At 58.3% G+C, this 24,251-nt stretch carries 24 protein-coding genes; 10 read left to right on the top strand and 14 right to left on the bottom strand.

Features of this window, described 5'->3' with window-relative positions:
- Window positions 1–5 precede the first annotated feature (5 nt).
- Complete coding sequence (locus ACR0ES_RS03245) at window positions 6–1,757, bottom strand: acetolactate synthase 3 large subunit (protein ID WP_480772832.1); 1,752 nt, start codon at window positions 1,755–1,757, stop codon at window positions 6–8.
- A gap of 420 nt (window positions 1,758–2,177) precedes the next feature.
- On the opposite strand from ACR0ES_RS03245, the gene ACR0ES_RS03240 reads away from it, so the two are divergent.
- Window positions 2,178–3,023 carry a HalD/BesD family halogenase gene (locus ACR0ES_RS03240; protein WP_267363842.1) on the top strand — a complete coding sequence of 282 codons (846 nt, stop codon included), beginning with the start codon at window positions 2,178–2,180 and terminating at the stop codon, window positions 3,021–3,023.
- A 91-nt stretch (window positions 3,024–3,114) separates the two neighbouring features.
- On the opposite strand, the gene ACR0ES_RS03235 is transcribed toward ACR0ES_RS03240, so the two are convergent.
- Together ACR0ES_RS03235 and ACR0ES_RS03230 are read right to left on the bottom strand one after the other, a co-directional pair.
- Window positions 3,115–3,762, bottom strand: a complete 648-nt coding sequence (locus ACR0ES_RS03235) for a response regulator transcription factor (protein ID WP_267363844.1) — start codon at window positions 3,760–3,762, stop codon at window positions 3,115–3,117.
- Complete coding sequence (locus ACR0ES_RS03230) at window positions 3,759–5,192, bottom strand: cache domain-containing protein (RefSeq protein ID WP_209503642.1); 1,434 nt, start codon at window positions 5,190–5,192, stop codon at window positions 3,759–3,761. Before ACR0ES_RS03230 ends, ACR0ES_RS03235 begins: the two co-directional genes overlap by 4 nt.
- Window positions 5,193–5,437: 245 nt before the next feature.
- Between ACR0ES_RS03230 and ACR0ES_RS03225 the strand changes: the two genes are divergently transcribed.
- The 3 genes from ACR0ES_RS03225 to ACR0ES_RS03215 all read left to right on the top strand — a co-directional run bounded on the left by ACR0ES_RS03225 (window position 5,438) and on the right by ACR0ES_RS03215 (window position 9,941).
- Complete coding sequence (locus ACR0ES_RS03225; protein WP_209503643.1) at window positions 5,438–6,520, top strand: TRAP transporter substrate-binding protein; 1,083 nt, start codon at window positions 5,438–5,440, stop codon at window positions 6,518–6,520.
- 122 nt (window positions 6,521–6,642) lie between these two features.
- Window positions 6,643–7,569: a TRAP transporter small permease subunit gene (locus tag ACR0ES_RS03220; RefSeq protein ID WP_209503644.1), complete on the top strand. Its 927-nt coding sequence runs from the start codon at window positions 6,643–6,645 to the stop codon at window positions 7,567–7,569.
- A gap of 17 nt (window positions 7,570–7,586) precedes the next feature.
- The gene (locus ACR0ES_RS03215; RefSeq protein WP_480480486.1) at window positions 7,587–9,941 is read left to right on the top strand and encodes a TRAP transporter large permease; all 2,355 of its coding nucleotides are present in this window, start codon (window positions 7,587–7,589) and stop codon (window positions 9,939–9,941) included.
- Between the two features lie 134 nt (window positions 9,942–10,075).
- On the opposite strand, the gene ACR0ES_RS03210 is transcribed toward ACR0ES_RS03215, so the two are convergent.
- The 4 genes from ACR0ES_RS03210 to ACR0ES_RS03195 all read right to left on the bottom strand — a co-directional run bounded on the left by ACR0ES_RS03210 (window position 10,076) and on the right by ACR0ES_RS03195 (window position 12,293).
- On the bottom strand, window positions 10,076–10,465 hold the full coding sequence (locus ACR0ES_RS03210) for a VOC family protein (protein ID WP_480558104.1): 390 nt from the start codon (window positions 10,463–10,465) through the stop codon (window positions 10,076–10,078).
- A 7-nt stretch (window positions 10,466–10,472) separates the two neighbouring features.
- On the bottom strand, window positions 10,473–11,297 hold the full coding sequence (locus tag ACR0ES_RS03205) for an arginyltransferase (protein ID WP_480480490.1): 825 nt from the start codon (window positions 11,295–11,297) through the stop codon (window positions 10,473–10,475).
- A gap of 75 nt (window positions 11,298–11,372) precedes the next feature.
- Complete coding sequence (locus ACR0ES_RS03200; protein ID WP_209503648.1) at window positions 11,373–11,804, bottom strand: RDD family protein; 432 nt, start codon at window positions 11,802–11,804, stop codon at window positions 11,373–11,375.
- Window positions 11,805–11,870: 66 nt separating this feature from the next.
- On the bottom strand, window positions 11,871–12,293 hold the full coding sequence (locus tag ACR0ES_RS03195; protein WP_209596676.1) for a DUF2852 domain-containing protein: 423 nt from the start codon (window positions 12,291–12,293) through the stop codon (window positions 11,871–11,873).
- A 148-nt stretch (window positions 12,294–12,441) separates the two neighbouring features.
- On the opposite strand from ACR0ES_RS03195, the gene ACR0ES_RS03190 reads away from it, so the two are divergent.
- Genes ACR0ES_RS03190 through ACR0ES_RS03170 form a run of 5 tightly spaced genes read left to right on the top strand, consistent with a single transcriptional unit; the run spans window position 12,442 to window position 17,706 of the window.
- The gene (locus ACR0ES_RS03190) at window positions 12,442–12,825 is read left to right on the top strand and encodes a DUF4440 domain-containing protein (protein WP_480538074.1); all 384 of its coding nucleotides are present in this window, start codon (window positions 12,442–12,444) and stop codon (window positions 12,823–12,825) included.
- A gap of 49 nt (window positions 12,826–12,874) precedes the next feature.
- On the top strand, window positions 12,875–15,670 hold the full coding sequence (locus tag ACR0ES_RS03185) for a [protein-PII] uridylyltransferase family protein (protein ID WP_480869465.1): 2,796 nt from the start codon (window positions 12,875–12,877) through the stop codon (window positions 15,668–15,670).
- Window positions 15,654–15,926, top strand: a complete 273-nt coding sequence (locus ACR0ES_RS03180; RefSeq protein WP_480504821.1) for a hypothetical protein — start codon at window positions 15,654–15,656, stop codon at window positions 15,924–15,926. Before ACR0ES_RS03185 ends, ACR0ES_RS03180 begins: the two co-directional genes overlap by 17 nt.
- Window positions 15,927–15,964: 38 nt before the next feature.
- Window positions 15,965–17,167, top strand: a complete 1,203-nt coding sequence (locus tag ACR0ES_RS03175) for an RSP_2647 family RNA methyltransferase (protein ID WP_480869463.1) — start codon at window positions 15,965–15,967, stop codon at window positions 17,165–17,167.
- The gene (locus ACR0ES_RS03170; RefSeq protein ID WP_480480498.1) at window positions 17,164–17,706 is read left to right on the top strand and encodes an RSP_2648 family PIN domain-containing protein; all 543 of its coding nucleotides are present in this window, start codon (window positions 17,164–17,166) and stop codon (window positions 17,704–17,706) included. The genes ACR0ES_RS03175 and ACR0ES_RS03170 overlap by 4 nt, the downstream gene beginning before the upstream one ends.
- Before the next feature lie 71 nt (window positions 17,707–17,777).
- On the opposite strand, the gene ACR0ES_RS03165 is transcribed toward ACR0ES_RS03170, so the two are convergent.
- The 7 genes from ACR0ES_RS03165 to ACR0ES_RS03135 form a co-directional block, all read right to left on the bottom strand.
- A complete protein-coding gene (locus ACR0ES_RS03165) occupies window positions 17,778–18,464 on the bottom strand; it encodes a M48 family metallopeptidase (protein WP_480869460.1) in 687 nt (228 codons plus the stop codon).
- Window positions 18,465–18,564: 100 nt separating this feature from the next.
- Complete coding sequence (locus tag ACR0ES_RS03160) at window positions 18,565–19,161, bottom strand: NAD(P)H-dependent oxidoreductase (RefSeq protein ID WP_480485358.1); 597 nt, start codon at window positions 19,159–19,161, stop codon at window positions 18,565–18,567.
- Window positions 19,162–19,262: 101 nt separating this feature from the next.
- The gene (locus tag ACR0ES_RS03155; protein ID WP_480869457.1) at window positions 19,263–20,447 is read right to left on the bottom strand and encodes a vWA domain-containing protein; all 1,185 of its coding nucleotides are present in this window, start codon (window positions 20,445–20,447) and stop codon (window positions 19,263–19,265) included.
- Window positions 20,448–20,451: 4 nt separating this feature from the next.
- Window positions 20,452–20,622 carry a hypothetical protein gene (locus ACR0ES_RS03150; protein WP_209503658.1) on the bottom strand — a complete coding sequence of 57 codons (171 nt, stop codon included), beginning with the start codon at window positions 20,620–20,622 and terminating at the stop codon, window positions 20,452–20,454.
- 7 nt (window positions 20,623–20,629) lie between these two features.
- Window positions 20,630–21,997, bottom strand: coding sequence for a DUF2927 domain-containing protein (locus tag ACR0ES_RS03145; RefSeq protein ID WP_480869455.1), 1,368 nt, complete (start codon window positions 21,995–21,997; stop codon window positions 20,630–20,632).
- The gene (locus ACR0ES_RS03140) at window positions 21,994–22,443 is read right to left on the bottom strand and encodes an N-acetyltransferase family protein (RefSeq protein WP_480480508.1); all 450 of its coding nucleotides are present in this window, start codon (window positions 22,441–22,443) and stop codon (window positions 21,994–21,996) included. Before ACR0ES_RS03140 ends, ACR0ES_RS03145 begins: the two co-directional genes overlap by 4 nt.
- A gap of 109 nt (window positions 22,444–22,552) precedes the next feature.
- The gene (locus tag ACR0ES_RS03135) at window positions 22,553–23,398 is read right to left on the bottom strand and encodes an AAA family ATPase (protein WP_480504831.1); all 846 of its coding nucleotides are present in this window, start codon (window positions 23,396–23,398) and stop codon (window positions 22,553–22,555) included.
- Window positions 23,399–23,779: 381 nt separating this feature from the next.
- Between ACR0ES_RS03135 and dksA the strand changes: the two genes are divergently transcribed.
- Window positions 23,780–24,202, top strand: a complete 423-nt coding sequence (dksA, locus tag ACR0ES_RS03130) for an RNA polymerase-binding protein DksA (protein ID WP_209504868.1) — start codon at window positions 23,780–23,782, stop codon at window positions 24,200–24,202.
- Window positions 24,203–24,251 lie beyond the last annotated feature (49 nt).

The following is a 24,251-nucleotide window of genomic DNA, read 5'->3' as shown; positions in this document are numbered from 1 at the left end:
CGGTATCAGACCAGAACCGAACCTTTGCTGTCGATCACGCCCTGCGTTTCGGCCTCACCCAGAAGCATCTCGTTATGCGCTTTGCCGGACGGGATCATCGGGAAGCAGTTCTCGTGCTTTTCGACCAGACAGTCGAAGATCACTGGGCCGTCGTAGTTGATCATCTCCATGATCGCATCGTCCAGATCGGCGGGGTCGGAACACAGGATACCTTTGGCGCCAAACGCCTCGGCGAGTTTCACGAAATCGGGCAGGGCTTCGGACCAGCTGTGCGAATAGCGCTCGCCATGCAGCAGTTCCTGCCACTGCCGGACCATGCCCAGACGCTCGTTGTTCAGGATGAACTGCTTGACGGGCAGGCGGTACTGAACGGCCGTGCCCATTTCCTGCATGTTCATGAGCCAAGAGGCTTCACCGGCGACGTTGATTACCAACGCGTCAGGATGTGCCATCTGCACACCGATGGAGGCGGGGAAGCCGTAGCCCATAGTGCCCAACCCGCCCGATGTCATCCAGCGGTTGGGATCTTCGAACCCAAGATATTGTGCCGCCCACATCTGATGCTGCCCAACCTCGGTCGTGATATAGCGATCATGCTTTTTCGTGAGCTCTTCAAGACGTTGCAGCGCGTATTGCGGTTTGATCGACTTTTCGCTGTTGGTGTAGGACAGACAGTTGATCTTGCGCCATTCAGAGATCTGCGCCTGCCATTTCTTGACGGCTGCCGCATCGGTCTTGCGCCCGCGTGACTTCCACACCTTCAGAATGTCTTCCAGTACATGCGCCACGTCGCCGACAATCGGGATGTCCACACGGATGACCTTGTTGATCGAAGACGGATCAATATCGATATGGGCTTTCTTCGACTTTGGAGAGAACGCGTCGATGCGCCCGGTGATCCGGTCGTCGAACCGTGCGCCGATGTTGATCATCAGGTCACAGCCATGCATCGCAAGGTTCGCCTCGTAGAGGCCATGCATCCCCAGCATCCCCAACCAGTTTTCGCCCGACGCCGGATAGGCACCCAGACCCATCAGGGTTGAGGTGATCGGGAAGCCCGTGGAATCCACCAACTCGCGCAGCAACTGGCTGGCTGCGGGGCCAGAGTTGATGACACCACCACCCGTGTAGAAAACTGGTTTCTTGGCTTTTTCAATGGCTGCAACAAGTTCGTTGATTTCCTCCAGATCGCCTTTCAGCACTGGCTGGTAATGCGAGGTCGAAGGTTTGGGACTGTTGTATTCACCCGTGGCAAACTGCACATCCTTGGGAATGTCGATCAGAACCGGGCCGGGACGGCCCGACTTGGCCACATGGAACGCCTCGTGCAGCGTTTCGGCCAGCGAATTCGTGTCCTTTACCAGCCAGTTATGCTTGGTGCAGGGGCGGGTGATGCCAACGGTGTCGGCTTCCTGAAAGGCATCCGATCCGATCATGAAGGTCGGGACCTGCCCGGTCAGAACCACAATCGGAATCGAATCCAGCAACGCATCAGTCAGGCCAGTAACGGCGTTTGTGGCACCGGGACCAGAGGTTACAAGCGCAACACCCGGCTTACCGGTCGACCGCGCATAGCCTTCGGCGGCGTGGATCGCACCCTGTTCGTGACGCACCAGAATGTGGCGAATGTCGTTTTGCAGAAAGATCTCGTCATAGATCGGTAGGACGGCGCCACCGGGGTATCCGAAAACCGTGTCCACGCCCTGATCCTTGAGGGCCTGAACCACCATCTTTGCGCCGGTCATCTCACGTGTCATCTGCTTTGCTCCGTTCGCGACATGTGTCTTGCGTTTGACAAAAAAAAGCCCCCGAATTTTCGGAGGCGCATGGGTTCGATTATGGTTTACCGTTACCGGCCCATGCGCGTGGTTCCTACGATTACGACTAGCGTTCTCATCGCCAGAGGCTCCTTTTTGCTTGGAGGGGACATTATGGTCGGGGGGGAGGAGCGTCAACAGGCAAATCCACCAATTTTCTATCTCAATGGCGGTATTTTGCGAAATTTTGTTGCGCAGATTGCCGCATGCCGGGAATTTCCGGGAAAAGGGCAGTCGTTTTCCTGAGGGCGGGACAAGTATGAAGGTCTGAATGCGTCAGGCCGATGTCTGAAACTGGCATGATCCGGTGTTTTGTCTGGGTCACGCTGACCTTGTGGTCGCAAACGAGGGAGGCGGAGCATGTTACAGGACCTGGTAGATCTGGGACGATATCCGATCGATCGCCCGGATTCGCCAGCTTACAGGCGATTGATCGAGGATTTGCGGCGCGAGTTGGAACAGGACGGATGTGCGGTTCTACCGGGTTTCGCACATGCACAGGGGATCGAGCTTTTGGTGCAAGAGGCAGACGAGGTGGCGCCCAATGCACACCGGTCTTTCAATCGTACAAATGCCTATTTCACCAAAGACGACCCACGGTTCGACGCCGCCCATCCGATCAGACGGTTCTATGACCGTTCGAACGCGTTTGTTCCTGCCGACAATTTTGCGCAGTCCGGTCCTTTGCGCAGGATTTACGAGTTTAGCGGATTTCTTCCCTTCATTCGGGATGCGCTGGATGAGCCTGAGGACCGCTTCTTTCGTTACGACGACCCGTTGGCGGACGTGATCATCAATGTCGTGGAAGAGGGGCAGGGCTTTCCCTGGCATTTCGACACCAACAACTACACCGTGACACTAGCGATCCAGAATGGCGAGCAGGGCGGTGCATTCGAATACGCGCCCAATCTGCGCTCAGCCGAGGATGAGAATTTCGATCAGGTCGCTTCGGTTCTGGATGGAAACACGGCGCGTGTTCATCGGCTGGAATTGCGACCTGGGGACTTGCAGATATTCAAAGGCCGCTATTCTCTGCACAGGGTCGCACCGGTCAAGGGCACGCGGCGGCGGTATGTGGGTATCTTTTCATTTGTCGAGGCCGAAGGCATGTGCGGCGGGATCGAACGGACGCAGCAGCTTTATGGACGCGTGTTGCCGCATCATTATGAGCGTGAGGGTTTGCGAAAGGATCAGTTGCTGGATTGAAGGGGCACTACCGGAGGTGAACGCTCCCGCCCGCCGTCAACGCGCCTGTGGCGCGTCTTCTCTGGTTGGGCCGGGCAGCGCTGCGCAAGGATCAGAAACCGACCCCGGTGCCTTGCAGCATGCCATGTTCCAGCGCGTAGCGGGTCAGCCCGGCAGTCGAGGAAATTCCCAGTTTGCGCTTGATGTTCTTGCGATGCGTTTCAACCGTGCGCACCGAGATATCCAGCTTTTGCGCAACCTCTTTGTTTGATTTGCCCTGCGCCAGTTCCAGCAGAATTGTTTGCTCGCGCCCTGTCAGCGCCTCGCGTGCGTTGTCGCCTTTGGGTTTCAGGGACCCACTGGCACCGGTGCACAGATACTGCTCACCCCGCATGACCGCATCGATGGCCTGCTTGATCTCTTCGGTTGGGACATCTTTGAGAACATAGCCTTTTGCGCCGTGGCTGAGCGCGGTCGAAATGTATTCGGGGCTGTCATGCATCGACAGGATCAGGATGCGCGTATCGGGCAGGCGTTCCAGAATGATCTCCGTGGCGCTGAGACCACCGAGGCCAGGCATGTTCAGGTCCATCAGGATGACATCCGGGGCGAGGCCAACCGCCTGATCCACCGCGGCCTGACCGCTGCCGAGTGTTCCAACCACTTCGATATCGTCGTAGCTTTCAAGGATCGACTGAATGCCCTCGGCCACCATGGGATGATCGTCGACAATTAGAACTCGGATGTTTTTGGCGCTCATGTACCGGCCTTTCGGTTCGGAGTTGCGTCTTCCTGCGGTGGCAACAGGTGGCTCAGCGGCAGACTGGCCTCGATCACTGTTCCGCCGCGCGGCCCGCGTGATGACAGAATACGCAGCGATCCGTCAAGTTGTTCAATTCGTTCCTGCATGTTGCGCAGGCCGATGCCGGTGGTCGGGGTCCCTGATTCTGCGCGCAACCCACGGCCATTGTCGGTGATCCGCATGGTTGCGCCTTTCTTGTGGCCGCGCAGATCAATCGTAACATAAGAGGCATCCGCGTGGCGTTCGATATTTGTCAGCGCCTCTTGTGCGATGCGATAAAGCGCGATCTTGCTGTCCTGATCCAGCCGGTTTCGGAAAACGACGGTGGAAAATTCGGTCTCGATCCCGGTTCGTTCGCGAAAATCGTCGGTCAGAGCCTTCAGCGCAGGTCCAAGGCCAAGGTCGTCCAGCACGCCGGGGCGCAGGTCGCGGCTGATGCGGCGCACCTCGGTGATGGCGGTGCGAAGATGGTCGATGCCTTTGTCCAGCGGATCGCGCGCACCTGCATCATCGCCGCGCAACAGACGGCGGCGCGCATTGTCCAGCGCATAGCGTACACCCACAAGGATCTGGCTGATGCCATCATGCAGTTCGCGGGCAACCCGGCCGCGTTCCTCTTCCTGCGCGTCGAAGACACGTTGCGTCAGTTCCTTCAGCTTGGCATCCGCCAACCGTCGCTCGCGAATGTTCAGCAACATGCCCGAGGCAAAGACAATCAGAACGGCGGCAACAACAATGGCGCCGATATACATGAAGGTGCGTTGCACGCGGGCCTCGACCTCGGCTCTTGCGTTGGCGACCGTGGCGACAATGTCGTCAATGAAGACCCCGGTACCCACGACCCAGCGCCAGTCCTGCAACCCGACGACATAGGCGATCATTTGCGCCTCATCCCCGGTCGAGGGTTTTTCCCACATGAAGCTGTGCCACCCGGCCCCCTGACGGGCGAGGCGAATGAACTCGTCAACGATGGGCGTGCCATCGCTGTCGGTCAGACCTTCCCAGTTGCGGTTGATAAATTGTGTCTGACGGGGGCTGACCAGATTGTTGCCATCATAGTCGTAAACAAAAAAGAACCCGTCCTGCCCATAGATCATTGCCGAGAGTATCTGCGAGACAAGGTTCTTTGATACCTCGTCATCCGGTTCAGCGCGGCCATAGATATAGGCAAAACCATTGCGCGCCTGCGTCACGTAGTTGCGCAGTTCTTCTTTCTTGGCTTCTATCAGGCTGCGCTCCAGGGCTTCGATCTCGCGCTCGGCGGTCGCACGTGCCTCATAGGCTACAAGCACAGCGATTGCGGCCACGGCCACAACCAGCGGGATTGCGGCCACCAGCGACAGTTTCTGCGCATAGGTCAGCGAGACCAGATGTCGAAGTCTTTGCATGGACGAATCGATACGCAAGCGGCGGCAAAAATGCAAAAAGATTGGCGTTGGTCTGTGAAATTCCGGTATTTGGGCCGTTTTTGTTGGAGTTTTCGTTCGGAAATTTCACCGCATCCCCAAAAGAAATCGATTCTCTACGCAGTAGTAGGTATTCCCTTTCGCTTCGCTCACATTAGGCTGACGCGCACTGAATGCGACAGGTCCGGTTCTGCCGGATCGTGACTATGAAGGGGAGGAACACTCATATGGATCGTCGTTCATTTCTGAAAAAATCCGCGCTGGGCGGCTCGGCAGCTGCAGCAACCGCTCTGGCGGCTCCGGCCTATGCGCAGGGACAGCGCACACTGACCATGGTGACCTCGTGGGGTCGTGGTCTGGCTGGCGTGTTTGACAGCGCGCAGCGTTGTGCCGACAGCATCAACGCGATGTCGGATGGCAGCCTGAATGTCGAGATCAAAGCGGCAGGCGAACTGGTTGGCGCGTTCGAGGTGTTTGACGCGGTGTCGTCCGGTCAGGCCGACATGTATCACGCCGCTGACTATTACTTTGTCGGTCAGCACCCGGGCTATGCGTTCTTTACGGCCGTGCCCTTCGGCATGACCGCACAGGAACTGGTGAACTGGTACTATCATGACGGCGGTATGGAGCTGCATGATGAGCTGGGCGAAATCTTTGGCCTGAAGTCCTTCTTGGCCGGTAACACCGGTGCGCAGGCGGGCGGCTGGTTCTCGAAAGAGATCAACAGCCCCGAAGACTTCAATGGTCTGAAGTTCCGTATGCCCGGTCTGGGCGGTAAAGCACTGGGCAAACTGGGCGCGTCCGTTCAGAACATCCCCGGTTCTGAAGTGTATCAGGCGCTGTCGTCCGGCGCGATTGACGGAACCGAGTGGATCGGACCCTGGGCCGATGAAAAAGCGGGCTTCCAGGAAATCACCAAGACCTACTACACCGCGGGCTTCCACGAGCCGGGCGCAGGTCTGTCGCTGGCAACCAACCGCGACGTGTTCAATGAACTGACCCCGGCCCAGCAGAAGATCATCGAGATCGCTGCCGCAGAAGCACACCAGTGGAACCTGGCGCAGTTCCTGGCCAACAATGGTGCAGCGCTGCAGCGCCTGCAGGCCGGTGGCGTCAAGGTCCTGGAATTCCCCGACAGTGTCTGGGATGCGTTCGGCAAGGCCAGCCAGGAAGTTCTGGACGAGAACATGAGCGATGAGCTGTTCAAGAAGATCCACGACAGCGCGATGTCGTCGATGGCGGCTTCGTCGGCATGGAACAACCTGTCGTCGGGTGTCTACACCGCACAGCGTGACCGTGTTCGCGGCTAAGCCTTCCTGATCAAAGGAAAAACGGTTTCCCCGCGCCTTGCGGGGAAGCCTTTCCCGTTGCGTGAAGGGACTTGGGCAAGCCACAATAGGCCTGCGCGCAACTGAGACGACCTGGGGACAACATGCAGGACGAAAACGGTATCTCGTTCTTCGGCGCCCTGTGGAATGGACTGGTCTGGTTCATTCAGAACATTGCCGAAGCCTTCTATAATTTCGGATATGCGGTCACGCATCCGCAGCTCTGGCTGGACTGGTCTGACAAGGCGTCGATCATGCGCTTTGTCTATTACGGCGGCTCGGTCGAGTTCTTCTTTGTGGTGTTCACCTTCTTTTTGGTTCTGACAGCCGTCGGGTTGTATTATCGGAACTTCATGTGGGCCATCGTGCGCGGCCTGGAAGGTTTTGCAAACACCACCGGGCGGTTCTTTGCCTGGGCGGGTCTGCTGATGGTGATTCAGCAGATCGTCATCGTATTCATGCAACGGGTCTTTACCCGTCCTGATATGTCCTTCGGTCTGGGAATACCGTTCCAGATGGATATCAGCTGGTTCGCGGAAGAGCTGAAACTGTATAACGCCATGGTTGTTTGTCTGTGTTGTACCTACACATTTGTGCAGGGCGGGCATGTGCGCGTTGATCTGATCTATGCCGGTATCAGCCACCGCGCCAAGCGTGTGGTCGATATGTGCGGTGCGTTGCTGTTCATGATGCCAATGGCGGTGCTGACCTGGATGTACGGCTGGTTCTTCCTGTGGCGTCACCTGATCGTGCCGAACCCTTCGGCCAGTGACGCGCTGGACCGTCTGGTGGCCAAATCCCGCGCCTTGCGCTGGAACGTGGAAACCATCGGGTTCAGCCCCAACGGGTTCAATGCCTACTTCCTGTTCAAGATCCTTCTGGTGGCGTTTGCGGCCATGGTGTTCCTGCACGCCATCGCGTTTTTGTACCGGTCGTATCTGGAATACGTGGAAGGACCGGACAGCGTTGGAAAATACCTCGACAAGGACAGCCTTGGTGAGGGCGAAGAAGCCTATGAAGGCGCGCATTAAGGGCGGAGACAAAGACAATGCTATTCGGACTTGATGGCGTCGAGATAGGCCTTATTATCGTATTCTTTTGCCTTTTCGGGGGCATTCTTTCCGGCTTTCCGGTGGCTTTTGCCATCGGCGGGGCAGGGATTATATCCTTTGGCATCATCGCCGCGCTGGACAGTGCGGGGTTGCTGATCCACCAGGCGATTGACGTTGGATCGCAAAGTTATCGGGACCTTGTGAATTCCGGGATCAAGCCGGACACCATATCGGTGTTCCGATACCCGGATTTGCCAAGGCTCGCCGAACCGGTTTTTGCCTCGGGCTGGGAAACCGCGCTGGACCGCAACGTGTCGTTCATCGTGAACCGCATGAACGAGCGGGTTCTGGCCGGTCAATCCATCGAGACCCTTCTGGCCGTGCTCATGTTTGTTCTGATGGGCATCACGCTGGAACGTTCAAAGATTGCCAACGATCTTCTGACGACGATGGCACGTGTTTTTGGCCCACTTCCGGGTGGTCTGGCCGTGTCGATCGTGGTTGTGGGGGCGTTCCTTGCGGCTTCGACCGGTATCGTTGGCGCGACCGTTGTGACGATGGGCCTGCTGGCGCTTCCAACCATGTTGCGCAACAACTATTCGCCGGAACTGGCGACCGGTGTGATCGCGGCATCGGGCACCTTGGGGCAAATCATTCCACCGTCGATCGTGATCGTCCTGCTGGGCACATTGGCGGGGGATCTGTATTCGACAGCGCAGGAAACCCGGGCTGTTGAAGCCGGTTGTACCGACGCGCTGACCTATCTGGGTGAGCCTGCGGTTGTCTCGGTCGGGACATTGTTCCAGGCTGCGCTGTTGCCAGGGATCATGCTGGCGCTGCTCTATGCGCTCTATGCCTTTGGTTATGCATTGCTGAATCCACACAAAGCGCCCGCTGTGGCTGTGTCCGGTGGTTCCGGGGAACCCATTACGCGGTCAGAAGGCCTGACATGGTTGCTGGGTGCGCCTGTAGCCCTGATCGTCGGTGCGGTCCTTTTGGGCAATGTCGGTGTGATCGGAAGCCAGAATATCTCGGTCTCGGCCTTCTCGGATATCGGCGAGGGTGCGTCGCTGAGGACCAACGTTTCGGCAGAGTGCAAGGCGTCGATGATCGATCTGCACGGGCAAGTTGCCTGGGATCAGGCTGTTGCCGAGCAGGAGGCCATTGATGCCGCTGGCGGCACAACCGAAGCGCATCGCCTGACAGAAGAGGAACTGGCTGCTGAACAACAAAAAAGGATTGCCGACGCGGCGCCGATCGGCACTGGAGTGGCGGTTACCCTTGTTCTGCTTGGTCTGACCCTGGTTCTCGGCCGTGGTATCGCACCGTCGCGGTCACCGCAGCCGCTGATCCTTGGCGCGATCGGGCTGTTGCTGATGGCACTGGTCGATATCCTGATGATATCGCCGACCACATCCTCTGGCGTGACTTTCGTGCTGCTCGCCCTGCCGTTCGCGCTGGCCATGTATGGTTGCAAAGAGGCTGCGGCCCGCTGTGCCACAAACGATCTGATCCGCGTGGTCTTCCCGCCGCTTGTTCTGATCATAGCGGTGCTGGGCTCGATCCTGGGAGGTGTCACCAATCCGACACCAGCGGCTGCGCTGGGCGCGGGTGGCGCGATCATGCTGGCGGCCTATCGCAAGCTGCAGGATCAGGGCCGTTCGGGCAAAGTGGTCATCTGGTCGACCTTCGCCGTTGTCATTGCACTGCTGATGGGGGTCAACTTTGACCTGCGTATCAATCAAGGCAGTGTGACGGTGGAAACCTGGATCGCCTTCATCATTGCTTATGCGGCCTATCTGTACGCCCTGTTCGGGCTGCTGTACGGATGCTGGGTGCTCTATTCCAGCGGTGTTTTGACCCCGGTGGTGCGTGAGACAGCCAAAGTGACCTCGATGGTGTTCACCATCCTGATCGGATCGCAGTTGCTGAACCTCGTGGTGATTTCATTCGGAGGGGAGCATTATATCCAGCAATTCCTGAAGAGCTTTGACAACGAGTTCACGGTTTTCCTGATCGTGATGCTGGTGCTGTTCATTCTGGGGTTCGTGCTGGATTTCCTCGAGATCATCTACATCGTGATCCCCATCGTGGGCCCGGTGATCTATGGCGGCTCGTTCGATCCGAAATGGGTCACGATCATGGTGGCGGTGAACCTTCAGACGTCGTTCCTGACGCCACCTTTCGGGTTTGCGTTGTTCTACCTTCGGGGGGTTGCGCCGAAGGAGGTCACTACAGGTCATATTTATCGCGGGATCGTTCCGTTTGTTCTGATCCAGGTGATGGGGATCGCGATCTTGTGGTTCTTCCCGACGATTGTCACGATCGTTCCGGACCTGATGCCAAACTGATCCGATCCGGAAGAGAATATTGCAAAGGGGGCCGATTGGCCCCCTTTTCTGTTTATTTCGGGCAAGGGGCCAGCCCCTTCTTGGGCTGCGGCCAATTCATCCCCGGGATATTTTTGGCCAGATGAAGATGCGGATCAGGTGAACTGGATCAGGTCCCAGCGATTGCCGAAGGGATCACGCCAGACAGCGACGACGCCATAGGATTCTTGGCGGGGTTCTTCTTCGAAGTGGATATCCCTGGCGCGCATGTTCGCATGGTCGCGATAGAAATCATCGGTTTGCAGGAAGAACCCAACGCGCCCGCCGGTCTGGTTGCCTATGGCGGCGGTTTGTTCAGGTCCGTCAGCCTTTGCCAGAAGAAGGCAGCCGCTGTCTGAACCGGGAGGCGCGACCAGAACCCAGCGCTTGCCATTGCCGAGGTCGATGTCCTTGATAAGTTGGAAGCTGAGCGTCTTTGTATAAAACAAGATGGCGTCGTCGTAATCCGGCACCACAAGGGTGACGGCATGCAGGCTTTGTTTCATCGCGCGGTCAGCCTTTGGTCGGGTGCCGGTCAGGGAGCTGGATATTGGCGACCTGTTCGGCGATTGGCGGCGCCGACAAGGGGTGATGCGATGTGCCGGTATAGGCATCCGGATCGCTGATTTTTTGCCAGCCCCCCTGAATATAGGCCTCGAGCCCTGAAAACTTGGCTTTGTAGCCCATCTTGGGGCTGCCGGGGACCCAGTACCCCAGATAGATATAGGGCAGGCCCGCCTCACGTGCGATGTCGATATGGTCGAGGATCATGTAGGTGCCGAGTGAGTTTTGCGGCTGTTCCGGGTCGTAGAAAGAATAGACCATACTTAGCCCGTCATCGAGCACATCGGTCAGGCTGACGGCGATCAACTCGCCCGTTTCAGGATCGGCATATTCCACAACGCGGCTGCGGATCGGTGTTTCCTCGATCATCGCGGCGAATTCGAAAACATCCATGTCAGCCATGCCGCCATCGGCGTGACGGGTATCAAGATAGCGGCGGAACAGCTCGTATTGCTCATCCGTGGCCCATGGCGAGGTTGCGCGGCGTTCCAGGTAACCATTCCGCCTTGCTGCGCGCTTCTGGCTTTTGGTCGGCCGGAAGGCTGAAACATCGATCCGGGCCGACAGGCAGGCTGCGCAATCCGTACACGAAGGACGGTAGAGTACATTCTGAGACCGGCGAAATCCTTGTTGAGACAGGGAGTTGTTCAGCTGTTCAGCCCCTTCGCCTTGCAGGGCGGTGAACAGTTTACGTTCCATCCTGCCGCCAAGATAAGGGCAGGGCTGCGGTGCCGTGACATAGAATTGTGGCGCAATTGGCAGCGTATGTCGCATGAAATCCCCATCCAACCTCGGGAGGGATGATAGCAACCGTTCCCGAGACCGCCAAGTGTTTCACGCAACCTTGCGTCAGGCCCGTTGGTTGATCATCACGGTGCCCAGAAAACTGTCGGTCAGACCCTGGCCACGGGCGCTGGTCATCATCATGATGACCGAGATGATCTGGACCACGGGAAAGGCCATGCTGACAAAATAGCCGGCAGTGTGGGCAAGCGCCTTGCCCAGGTCCATTCGTTCTCCGAACGCGTCGCGCAGCTCGATCCCCATAAAGCGCATTCCCAGCGTGGCAGAGCCGTTGGCGATGGTCACCACCCGGTAGACGAAACTAACGACGGCGTAGATCAGGGCCAGGAAAAACAGACCCAGAAACGCAGTAAAGAGGATTGCCACCGTGCAAAGCAGCGAAATGAAGGCGATATCGAACAGCCAGGCGACGAAGCGTTTGGTTGTCACGGAACGATAGAAATCGGGTTGGGTGTCGGGGTCGGGCAGATGGTTCATTCGATGGGTCCGAAAAACTGGGGTAGGGGTACCCTGTCCCGAAACACCGGGGCAGGGCAAGGTCAATCAGGCGGGCTCGCCCTTGCCGTCTTCGTCATGGTTCTCGCGGGCGCGTTCATCCATGAATTGGTCGAATTCGGCCTTGTCCTTGGCGTCACGCAGACGACGCAGGAAAGCTTCGAAATCCTGTTGTTCACGTTCCAGTCGGGCCAGGGTATCTGCTTTGTAGGCGTCAAAGGCGCTGTTGCCCGAGGGCTTCATCGCACTCATGTGGCTTTGCCAGGATTTGCGGCGGTTGCAGGATTTGCTGAACATGCGTTTGCTCCAGATCATATAGGCCAGCAGGGCAAGGCCAACGGGCCAGAAGAAGATGAAACCAAGAACCATGGCGGCGATCCAGGCCCCTTTGCCTTTGTCATCCAGCCAGGCTTCGGTTCGATAAAGCCATCCCGGATTCGCGGGGACGGCGGGGTCGGACAATGCGGTCATTTGAGCTCTCCAGGTTTGATGTAAACTCTATTCACATTGCATAGATGGGGTGCCGTTTGGACGGGCGCAAGGGGTAATGTGAAAAAGATTTACATTATGCAATCCGGTTGACGTTTCAGGAACTGGCTCGCAGGGTCGGAGTATGGATATGACGGACAACAAAGCTGCCCCTGCACTAAAGGACATACTTGAACTGGAAACACAGGTCTGGGTGGCGCTGGTTGAAGGTAATGCAAGCGCCGACCGCGCCTTGCTGAGCGCGGATTTTCTGGGCGTTTATCCCACGGGTTTTGCCAATCGGGACGATCACGTCGGGCAATTTGCAGATGCGCCAACGATGGCCGAGTTTGATCTGAGTGATGCCCGGTTACGCATTCTGACCCCGGATATCGTCTTGTTGTCCTACCGTGCCGATTACCTGCGCCCGGGCGCAGATCGGCGCGAGGCAATGCTGATTTCATCTTTGTGGGAAAGAAGAAACGACGTTTGGATCAACAGCTTCAGTCAGGATACGCCGGTTCAGGTAACCTGATCAGAATGCCCCATTGACGATTACGAGCCGCAATGCGCAGGGTGCGTGCATGACTGACGCTCTTGCCATTACCCGCCTTCCGCGTGCGTTTGATCCGTCTTTGGGCGATGAAACCCGCGCTCTGATACCTGATCTGTCGCAGGAGATGGGAGAGCTGGTGGCGGGAACAGCCGGGTCCAGCCCATATCTGAAAGGCCTGATCGAGCGTGAAAGGGAATGGCTGCCTGATGCCTTATTGCGCCCGGATCAGGCGCTGTCTGAAGTCATGGCGGATGCGCGTGAGCTGCCGCCGGATCAGCTGAAATCCGGCTTGCGGCAGGCCAAGCGGCGTGTGGCGCTGTTGACCGCGCTTGCCGACATTTCAGGTGCCTGGCCGCTTGAGAAAGTCACCGCGGCGCTGACCGATTTCGGTGCACTGGCCGCGGATACTGCGGCCAAGGCCGAGATTGCGACGTTGATCCGGCGCAACAAACTGCCGGGTATGACCGAGGACGATATCGAAACTGCCGCCGGGATGGTCATTCTGGCCATGGGCAAGATGGGCGCGCATGAGCTGAACTACAGCTCGGATATCGATTTGATTGTGCTGTTTGATGAGACGCGGTTCGATCCCGATGACTTCTACGAGGCCCGGCAGGGCATGGTGCGGGCAACGCGGAACTTCTGCGCGACGCTCAGCGACAAGACTGCCGATGGCTATGTTTTCCGTACCGATCTGAGGCTGAGGCCAGATCCTGCCGTAACACCGGTCTGCATGGCGATGGAGGCCGCTGAACGGTACTACGAAAGCCTCGGCCGCACGTGGGAGCGCGCGGCGTATATCAAGGCCCGTCCCTGTGCCGGAGACTTGGCTGCGGGGCAGCGGTTTCTGGATACATTGCGCCCCTTTGTCTGGCGTCGCCATCTGGATTTTGCCGCCATTCAGGACGCGCATGATATGCGTCTTCGGATTCGCGAAAACAAAGGTACGGGCGGGGCCTTGTCGATTCCCGGCCACGACATGAAGCTGGGGCAGGGCGGTATTCGCGAGATCGAGTTCTTCACCCAGACCCGTCAGCTGATCGCAGGTGGTCGCGATCCGGATTTACGGGTGCGCGGAACGGTTCCGGGGTTGGCGGCGTTGGCGTCAAAAGGCTGGGTGCCGCAGGATGTCGCGGATAAATTGACCGATCATTACCGGGCACATCGCGAAGTCGAACACCGCATTCAGATGGTTCATGATGCACAGACGCATAAGGTGCCGAAATCACCGGAAGGCATCGAACGTATCGCCTGTCTGATGGGGATCGGCGGCGATGAACTGAAACAGGACCTGAAAAACCGCCTGACCGAAGTGCACGAACTGACTGAAGGTTTTTTTGCGCCTGGACCCGGTCCTGCACCTGTGGCGGTGCAGGATGTGGAGTTTGACCAGAGTATTCTGGCCCGGTGGACGACATATCCCGCCTTAAGGTCCCAGCGCGGGTCGCGGATATTCGAACGGTTGCGGCCCGAGTTGCTGTCGCGTCTTGCTAAGACCGCCAAACCGGATGAGGCGTTGATGGCGCTGGATGGGTTTCTGTCTGGCCTTCCCGCCGGGGTTCAGCTGTTTTCCTTGTTCGAGGCCAATCCGCAACTGATCGACCTGCTGGTCGATATCGTTGGCACATCTCATGCTCTGGCTTCGCATCTGTCGCGCAATGCCTCGGTTTTCGACGCGGTGATCGGCGGCAGTTTCTTTGCCGATTGGCCGGGGCAGAAGGCATTGCAAATCGAACTGGCCCGTGCGCTGGCGGAAGAGCCTGACTATGAAACCCGGCTCGACCTTGCACGGCGCTGGTGCAAGGAATGGCATTTCCGGGTCGGTGTCCACCACTTGCGGGGTCTGATCGACGGGGCACAGGCAGGTCGGCAATATGCAGAACTTGCACAATCGGTGATTGCCGCCATCCTGCCCTATGTTGCCGAGAATTTCGCCCGCAAACACGGGCCCGCCCCGGGGCGCGGAGCGGCGGTGTTGGGCATGGGGTCGCTGGGCGCAGGACGGATCAATTCGCAATCCGATCTGGACATGATTGTGATCTATGACCCGCAGGATCAGGACATGTCCGATGGTCCGCGTCCTCTGGCCACGCGCACCTATTATGCGCGGTTCACGCAGGCGCTGATCACGGCACTTTCGGCACCGATGTCACAGGGGCGGCTGTATGAGGTCGACATGCGCCTGCGCCCGTCCGGCAATCAGGGGCCGGTCGCCACCAGTTGGGCCAGCTTTACCAATTATCAGCAGAATGAGGCCTGGGTATGGGAACATCTGGCCCTGACCCGTGCTCATGTCGTTGCGGGTGATGCCGGTTTGGCAAATGATATCGAAGCGTTCCGCGCCGGGTTTCTGTCGCGCCCACGCGAGCGGGACAAGGTTTTGCGCGAAGTCGCCGAGATGCGAACGCGTCTGGCCGCGGCCAAGGCACCCGCCGGGATCTGGGATGCTAAAAACGGGCCCGGCCGCCTGATGGATATCGAACTGATGGCCGAAACCGGTGCCTTGCTGGCAGGGACTACGGCACGCGATGTGTCCTCAGGCCTCGATGGTGCCGTCGCTACCGGATTGCTGGATGTCGCGCAGGCGCAATCCCTGAAAGACTGCTACAGCCTATGCTGGTCGGTGCAATGTGCGGCCCGGCTTCTTTCGGGCAAGGTCATCGAGGCGGAACAGATCGGTGAAGGAGGTGTGGATTTCCTGTGCCGCGCCACCGGGTTTAAACAGGTCGATGCACTGCAACGGGCATTACAGAAGAGTTACACAACCGCGGCCGACCTGATCGGCAGCGTGATCCAAGAGGGCGAAAATGGCACGCAGCACTGATCCCAATGACCACAAAGGTCTGATCCAGGAAGCCTATCGCATCGAAGGCATCACCTTGCCGGAATGCCGCAGCATATTTCTGGACTGGGCGCTCAGCCTGCCCGAAGAGCGTGACCAGAACACGGCGCTGACCGAGTTGCACGCGGCATACGCGCTGCACAGCCCGGATCATCCCATGACTCAGGTTCTGTCCGAGGGCCTTCAGGCGGCCCAAACCCCGAAACGGCGTGGCGGCTGGCGCTCTCGGAACCGCTAGGGCTTTTCCATCGGCACATTCGCGACTAAGAGGGCGCCATGACCCAAACTGCCGACCGCCCCCGTATCCGCCTGAAACCCAAAGCCAACGCGCGCGGGCTGCGCCATGGCTTCCCCTGGGTCTATGCAAATGACATTGTCACCGACCGCCGTACGCGCAAGATCCCCGCGGGCGCACTGGCGATTCTCGAGGATGACAACCGCGCGGCGCTTGCGCTGGTGGCGGTCAACCCTGACTCAAAAATCATGTGCAGGGTGCTGGATCGTGATACCACCGCACAATTGGACAATACTTGGTTCGAAACCCGCCTTAGCCGCGCCCTTGCACTGCGTGAACGCTTGTTTGATGCGCCTTTCTACCGTCTGGTCCATGCCGAGGCCGATGGCTTTCCCGGTGTGATCATCGACAGGTTTGGCGATAGCTGTGTCATCCAGCCCAACGCGGCCTGGGCAGAGATGCATCTGGATACGCTCACCGACGCGCTGATCAAGGTCGCAGGCGTGACGACGGTGCTGAAAAACGCCTCGGGCCGTACGCGCGGGCTGGAAGGGCTGGACGATGAGAACCTGACTTTGCACGGCACCGCACCCGACGCACCCCTGCCTGTGCCGATGAATGGTGCCACGTATATGGCCGACCTGACCGGAGGTCAGAAAACCGGCCTGTTTTACGATCAACGCCCCAACCATGCCTTTGCCGCACGGCTGGTACATCCCGGAGCGCAGGTGCTTGACGTGTTCAGCCATGTTGGCGGCTTTGGCCTGGCGATGCTGGCCGCAGGAGCCGGACAAGCCCTGTCCGTCGATGGGTCTGCTGCCGCGCTGGAACTGGCCGCCAAAGGTGCCGAGGCTTCGGGCCTTGCCGACAGGTTCCAGACCCGACAGGGCGACGCGTTCGATGTGTTGACCCAATTGGGGGACGAGGGTGCGGCGTTTGACGTGGTCATCTGTGATCCACCTGCCTTTGCCCCCTCAAAACAAGCGCTGGACGCGGGGTTGCGCGCTTATGAGCGTATCGCACGGCTTGCCGCACCTCTGGTCAAACCCGGCGGCTATCTGGGGCTGTGCTCGTGTTCTCATGCCGCCGATCTGGGGCGGTTCCGCGATGCCTCCTCCCGCGGGATCGGCCGGGCGGGTCGACAGGCGCAACTCATCCACACCGGATTTGCCGGGCCGGATCACCCGCAACTGCCGCAACTGGCGGAAAGCGGCTACCTCAAAGCGGTGTTCTACCGCCTATGAAGGCTGTTCTCGACACTTGCGTCCTCTATCCCACGGTCATGCGCGAGATGCTGTTGGGTGCTGCGCGATTGGGGCATTTCACCCCGCTCTGGTCCGCCCGCATCCTCGAAGAATGGGCCCGCGCCGCCCGTAAGCTGGGCCCGACGGGTGAGGCGCAGGCGCGCGCCGAGATCGCGTTGGTGCAAGCGGCCTGGCCGGATGCTGAACGTCCAACGAATGAGGGTCTTCAAAACCGTCTGTGGCTGCCGGACGCCGCAGATATCCACGTGCTGGCTACAGCAATAGCTGCTTCCGCTGATCTGATTGTCACGGTTAATGCCAAGGATTTTCCCAGAAATATCCTGACTGATGAAGGGCTTGACCGGCAAGACCCCGACAGCCTGCTGTACGGCTTTTGGCAATCCAATCCAGAAGGCATGAGCACACTTGCCACTCAGGTCCTTGCCGAAGCCAATCGCCTCTCAGCCGAAAAATGGACCCTTCGCGCGCTCATGAAAAAAGCCCGGCTTCCGCGATTGGGCAAGGCACTCGCCACCTGAGTGGGATCCAGCTTCATCTGGCCCAAAATATCCCGGAGAGCGCGAGAGGCTGGCCTCTCGCAGCACAGGCTTCACTGCTGTGCCCAACGCTGTTCAAGCTTTTCCAGCGCCGCAACACGTTCATCTGTCTTGGGATGGCTCATCAGCCAGGCCGGGACCACCCCGGCGCGCTGCTGTGTCAACTCTTCCAGCTTGTGAAACAGTGATTTCTGCGGGCCGATTCCGATACCGGCTTTTGTCAGCAAAGCGGCTGCGTATTCATCCGCCTCATACTCGTCCTGCCGCGACAGGCGCGAGGCGATCAGTGCGGTCAACGCATTGGCAATCATCGCCCCGACAAAGGGGATGAACCTGTTCAGAACCATGATCAGCGCCGTGCGCATCGCATTCTGCCCTGAAAAATCGATCATCCGCCGCCGCGCGTGACCCAGCGCCACATGGCCCAACTCATGCGCGATTACACTGGCCATTTCCTCAGCCGAAACCTCGCCGTTGCGGAACTTGAGGTAAAATCCCCGCGTGATGAATATCCGCCCGTCCGGCGCGGCCAGCCCGTTCACCGGGTCGATCTCGTAGATATAAACCGGAACCCGCTCGATCTCGAGCGCGGCAGCCAGCCGGTCGGTCATGCGCTTGAGGGCCGGGTCAACAAGCTCGGTCGACTTTGCGTCCAGTTCCCGATGGGTGCGCCAGACGGAAATCCGGTACATCACAATTCCATAGGCAATGGCCAGTAGGATAGGGGTCAGGCGAAGCATGGGTTAGATATGGGTTTTCAACACCCCAAGAGCAAATGGAAAATAACAGCTTTTCTCTGTTCTGTTTCATTTCGAAGTGAGGCTGTCGATGTAACCGTGTTCATGGATCGCTTTCAGGTTGCGGAAGCGTAAGTCCAATTTCATAGCAACGTTCCAAAAGCGCCTGTCGACGCAGGGCTGACCCGGTCGCACCATGCAACAGCTCGAGTTTCCGGGGTGAAAACCCGAAATACCCAAACGTGCCATTCGTCCAGAGTGTCTCAAGCGCGTCGGTATATCCTTTGGCTTCCATTTCGTCAGAACGCGCACCGGCTGGCACCAACAATAACCCAGTTCGGGACCTCTGGAGGGACTTTTCCGGATCGTCCAACTGATCGTAGGCCCAGCCCCACATCCACACGCGGTCGACCCAGCCTTTCATCATCGAAGGCATTCCCCACCAGAACAACGGAAAGGCCAGGCAGATTGCATCGGCGCGCGCAATCCGTGTTTGTTCCGCAAGTATGTCTTGCGGTGCGCCAGTGCCTGCTTCGCCTTCTATGTCCGCCATTGACCAGCGTGGATCGAACCCTTCTGCATGCAAATCCGCAATCTCGGTAGTATGGCCAGCCGCCTTTGCGCCTTCGCAGAGTTTCGCGACAGCGGCGGCCGTAAAGGAGTTCGGCTTTGGGTGATCCAGGATTGTCAGCAGATGCACAGTAAGCTCCTCAGGTTTTCAAACGGCAACCGGGTTACTGTGAAAGCTCAACCCTGCTTGAGGTCAAGGTATTAATCAGCAGGAGTATCTGATGGGGTGTGTCAGCGCGTCAGCTCGCGCATTCCCTGTTCCAGACCAGCCAGCGTCATGGGCACCATGCGATCTTCAAAGATGTCGCGGATCATGCTGATGGAATGGGTATATTCCCAGTATTTCTCGGGCACCGGGTTGATCCACAGGTTTGACGCCCACTGTTCGCGCGCGCGTTGCAGCCAGACTTGCCCGGCTTCCTGGTTCCAATGTTCATTGGCACCGCCGGGATAGGCGATTTCATAGGGGCTCATCGAGGCGTCGCCGACAAAGATGCACTTGTAGTCGGATCCATAGGTGCGCAGCACTTCGTGGGTCGGGGTCTGTTGGTTCCAGCGGCGGCGATTGTCGCGCCAGACCCCTTCATACAGGCAATTGTGAAAGTAGTAATATTCCAGATGCTTGAACTCGGTTCTTGCAGCGGAAAACAACTCTTCAACCACTTTGATATGAGGGTCCATCGAGCCGCCGACGTCCAGAAACAACAGTACCTTCACCGCGTTGTGGCGCTCGGGCCGGGTTTTGACATCCAGATAGCCATGCTCGGCCGTGGCACGGATGGTGCCGTCCAGATCCAGCTCTTCAGCTGCTCCCTCCCGCGCCCAGCGGCGCAGGCGTTTCAAGGCGACCTTGATGTTGCGGGTGCCCAGTTCAACCGTGTCGTCGAGGTTCCTGAATTCCCGCTTGTCCCAGACCTTGACCGCACGCTGGTGGCGGCTTTCTTTCTGTCCGATACGGACGCCTTCAGGGTTGTACCCATAAGCCCCGAACGGAGAGGTTCCTGCGGTACCAATCCATTTGTTACCGCCCTGGTGACGGCCTTGTTGTTCCTTGAGGCGCTCGCGCAACGTTTCCATCAGCTTGTCGAAACCGCCGAGCGCTTCGATCTCTGCCTTCTCCTCGTCCGACAGGTGTTTCTCGGCCATCTTGGCGAGCCAATCGGCTGGGATATCGACAGCTTCCAACACCTGATCGAAACTGATCTCGCCCAATCCCTCAAAACTGGCGGCAAAGGCGCGGTCGAATTTGTCGATATTGCGCTCGTCCTTCACCATCGACACCCGGGCAAGGTAATAGAATGCTTCGACATCATAGGTGACCAGACCCTCTTTCATGCCTTCCAGAAAAGTCAGATACTCCCGGAGCGATACCGGGATGCCCGCTTTGCGGAGGTTTTCGAAAAAGGGCAGGAACATCGCGTCACGCCACCATGCGAAGCAGAACCAGCGAGATCACCAGCCCCACAAGCGCAAAAGCGATCCCATATCCGGCGGCATACTGCGCCATGTCGGCGCCGTTTCCATTGCGTTTTTTTGCGGTCAAAGCGCCCAGGATTGCACCCAGTATCGCCATTCCCAGTACTAGCAACATATGCGTTTCATCCGTCTTTCGTGCTGTCAGCGGGGCGTCGGCCACTGTTTTGAACCAGAGATTGAGCCACCAAATCCGAACCGAACCCGTATCGCGCCCATCCAAGGCTGTCCAGCCTGACGGCACGTGCCTGCTGCAATTGACCGGCCTGTTTCAAGGCCTCGGACTTCAGCAGCAGCAAGGTTGCCAGAAGCGAAGCGTTTTCCGCGCGGGTCATCACGTCGATGGCCTGATCCAGTTCGGGCAGGACCTCGGGCCCGCGATCCTGCGCAAGCGCAAAGGCTGCGGTCTGGGTTAAGACATAAGCCTGATGAACCTCGGTTCCGGGCGTCGCGCGAAGAAATTGTTGCGCGATCTTGAACTGCCGCTGGGCTTCTGCCGGGTCACGAAACTGCTCCATCCGGCCCATCAGGTAGTGGGGATAGGCGCGGCGGTGATCCGTCCATCCCAGTTGCTGCCCGATGCGGGCTGCCTTTTGTGCGGCGCGCATCTGTCGGGGGGAACCCGGCCCCGGTCCCAGTGATTTCTGGATCGCGTTGATCCACTCTCGGGGGGTATTTGTGGGGGGTTGCGCAGCTAGTCGGTCGCCGCGTGGATTCAGACGGCTGAGAATTCCGGGGATGACGGCAGCGACCTGATCGCGGGTCATGGCGGTGTGCAGTTCGGGCGCATAAGCCGCGCGCAGGATCAGCATGTCGAACCCGGTCAAGACCGTATGAATATTGTCGTCGTTGAACACCGAATCCGGCAGATGATAGAGGTCGTTCAGAGGACCAAGGGACTGTGCCAGTTCTTCGTGCAGACAATCGCGCATTTCCTGCGGGCTGACATCGTAGGGGATGAAAATCCCCAATCTTTCGCGCTGGCGCAGCTCAACCCAACTGCTTTTGGGTTTGCGGCGGTCGCGCTGATACTCGGTCAGGCTGGACGCGTTTGGCACCACGAAACAGGCCGCGTTTGGCAGAATTTGCAGAATGTCCTTCTGGCTGACCGCTTCGATCGTGATATTGGCCTGCCCGTCGTTGATTTGTCGGATGTTGATACCCGCCTCGCGCTTCAGGCGGTTCAGCAGGCGGGTCAAATCCTGCTGCATACTTTGTGTCGGCGATCCGGTCAGGCGAACGGTGATCGGCGTTTCGAACCGCGTGAACACGGGCAGTGCGGCCCCGCTTTCCAGTTCGAAATGCAGGGACAGGAAATCCGACGCGATGTTCGTATTGGACCGTGCCGGTGGCGAAGGGAGGGGTGCCGCAAAAGACTTGGCCGGCGGCAACGCCACTTCGACATATGGGACATCGTTCCCGAGTTCGATTGTCTCGACAGACGTGCAGCCAGCGATAACCAGCGCCAGAAAAAGGGCGCCCAAACGCATCATGGGCGGGCGTACTTGATGAACGGTGTCAGGGTGCCGATGCGATCATAAAGGTGGCGTGCCGTGGTGTTGAACTCTTGCGTCAGCCAGTAAACGGATGGGGCGCCCTGGCGATCCGCCTCTTCATAAACCGCCTGAATCAAGGCGCGACCGACGCCCGTTCCTCGGGTTTCAGGTCGGGCGAACAGGTCTTGCAGATAACAGACCTTTTCCACTTTCCAGGCGTGGCGATGGAACAGGTAGTGCGTCAGTCCGACCAAAACACCATCCTGTTCCGCGACAAAACAGGAAAAATCCTGCGGGTCGTCGCCCACCAATCTGGAAAAGGTCGTTTCATACACGTTTTCAGGCAGGGTGGTTTCATAAAACGCCAGATAATCCCGCCACATTTCGGCCCACTGATCTTTGTCCTCGGCCCGCAGGGTCCGGATTGTCAGAGCGTTCGCCAAGTGATGACCCCAATACTGCTGCTTTGCAACGCGGTTGCGTCAGGTATCTCGATGCTGACACCCGAGATACCCAATGGCAAGCCGTGATCACAGATTGTTCACACGCAGGCTAGCGTTTGCCACGTGCCATGAATGCAAGACGTTCGAACAGATGCACATCCTGTTCATTTTTCAGCAAAGCGCCATGCAGCTTCGGCAGCGCGCTGGCCCCGTCACGCCTGAGGTCTTCCGCCGTCAGGTCTTCGGCCAGCAACAGCTTCAGCCAGTCCAGCACCTCTGAGGTCGAGGGTTTTTTCTTGAGCCCTTGCGTCTCGCGGATTTCATAGAATTGCGTCAGCGCGGCGGTCAGAAGTGCGTCCTTGATGCCGGGGTGATGCACATCGACGATCCGGCGCATCGTCGCCTCATCCGGAAAGCGGATATAGTGGAAGAAACAGCGGCGCAGGAAGGCGTCGGGCAGCTCTTTTTCGTTGTTCGAAGTTATGATGACGATAGGGCGGTGCTTGGCCCGGACCGTCTCGCCCGTTTCATAGACATGGAACTCCATCTTATCGAGTTCCTGCAACAGGTCATTGGGGAACTCGATATCCGCTTTGTCGATTTCGTCGATCAGCAGAACAACCTTTTCGTCGGCGTCAAAGGCCTGCCACAGCTTGCCCTTGCGGATATAGTTCGACACGTCATGGACGCGCTCTTCGCCCAATTGGCTGTCACGCAGGCGGCTGACGGCATCATATTCATAAAGACCCTGCTGCGCGCGGGTGGTGGATTTCACATTCCACTCGATCATTCTCAGCCCTAGCGCACCGGCCACCTGCCTAGCCAGCTCGGTCTTGCCGGTACCGGGTTCGCCCTTCACCAGCAGGGGGCGTTCCAGCGTGACAGCGGCGTTCACGGCAATGGTCAGATCGTCGGTGGCGACATATTCGGCTGTACCTTGGAAACGTGCGGTCATGGGCCTCTCGTGCGTATATTGTGTTGGACGGGCAGGTTGTGGTTTCCGGGTTACAGAGCGGCAAGGTTTTTTACAACCCGCGTCCCTGCGTCGCCCGGCGGGAATTGTGCTGCAACTCCAAGCCCTTTTGCTTGATTCCGAAATAGACCAATCCCGGGCGCCGTGCCTCTCGCCCCAAAAAAGCCTGTCAAATTTCATAGAAATACAAGGTTTTGTTGATGTTTGTCTCATAGTTAGACAAATCCGCGGGGGTGCACTGTTGCGCAACGTTTGTGTAGTGACATTCCACCGCCCGTCGGCTAAACGCTGCGCAGAAGGGAGAGCCAAATGTCAGCTGAAACAGCCTCGAACGACGTTACTGGCCATACCGAGGGAGCAAATATGAAGCAGGAAGTTTTTCTGCCGGAAGATTACCGTCCGGCCGAAGATGAGCCTTTCATGAATGATCGTCAGCTTGAGTATTTTCGCCGCAAGCTGCTGGATTGGAAGACAGAGTTACTGGCTGGTAGCCGCGACACCATCGAAGGGCTACAAGACAACACCCGTAACATTCCGGACGTCGCGGACCGCGCCAGCGAAGAAACAGACCGTGCGCTGGAGCTGCGGACCCGTGATCGTCAGCGAAAGCTGGTCGCCAAGATCGACTCGGCCCTGCGCCGGATTGATGATGGCGAATACGGGTATTGCGAAATGACGGGCGATCCGATCTCGCTGAAACGTCTGGACGCACGACCGATTGCAACCATGACACTTGAAGCGCAAGAGCGCCACGAGCGTCGCGAAAAGGTCCACCGCGACGATTAATCGCCGGGTATGTGTAAGAAATCCAAACGCCGGGGCCTGTGGCTCCGGC

The sequence above is a fragment of the Ruegeria sp. N7 genome, from assembly GCF_056531345.1.
This window is presented reverse-complemented; position numbering and strand designations above follow the sequence as displayed.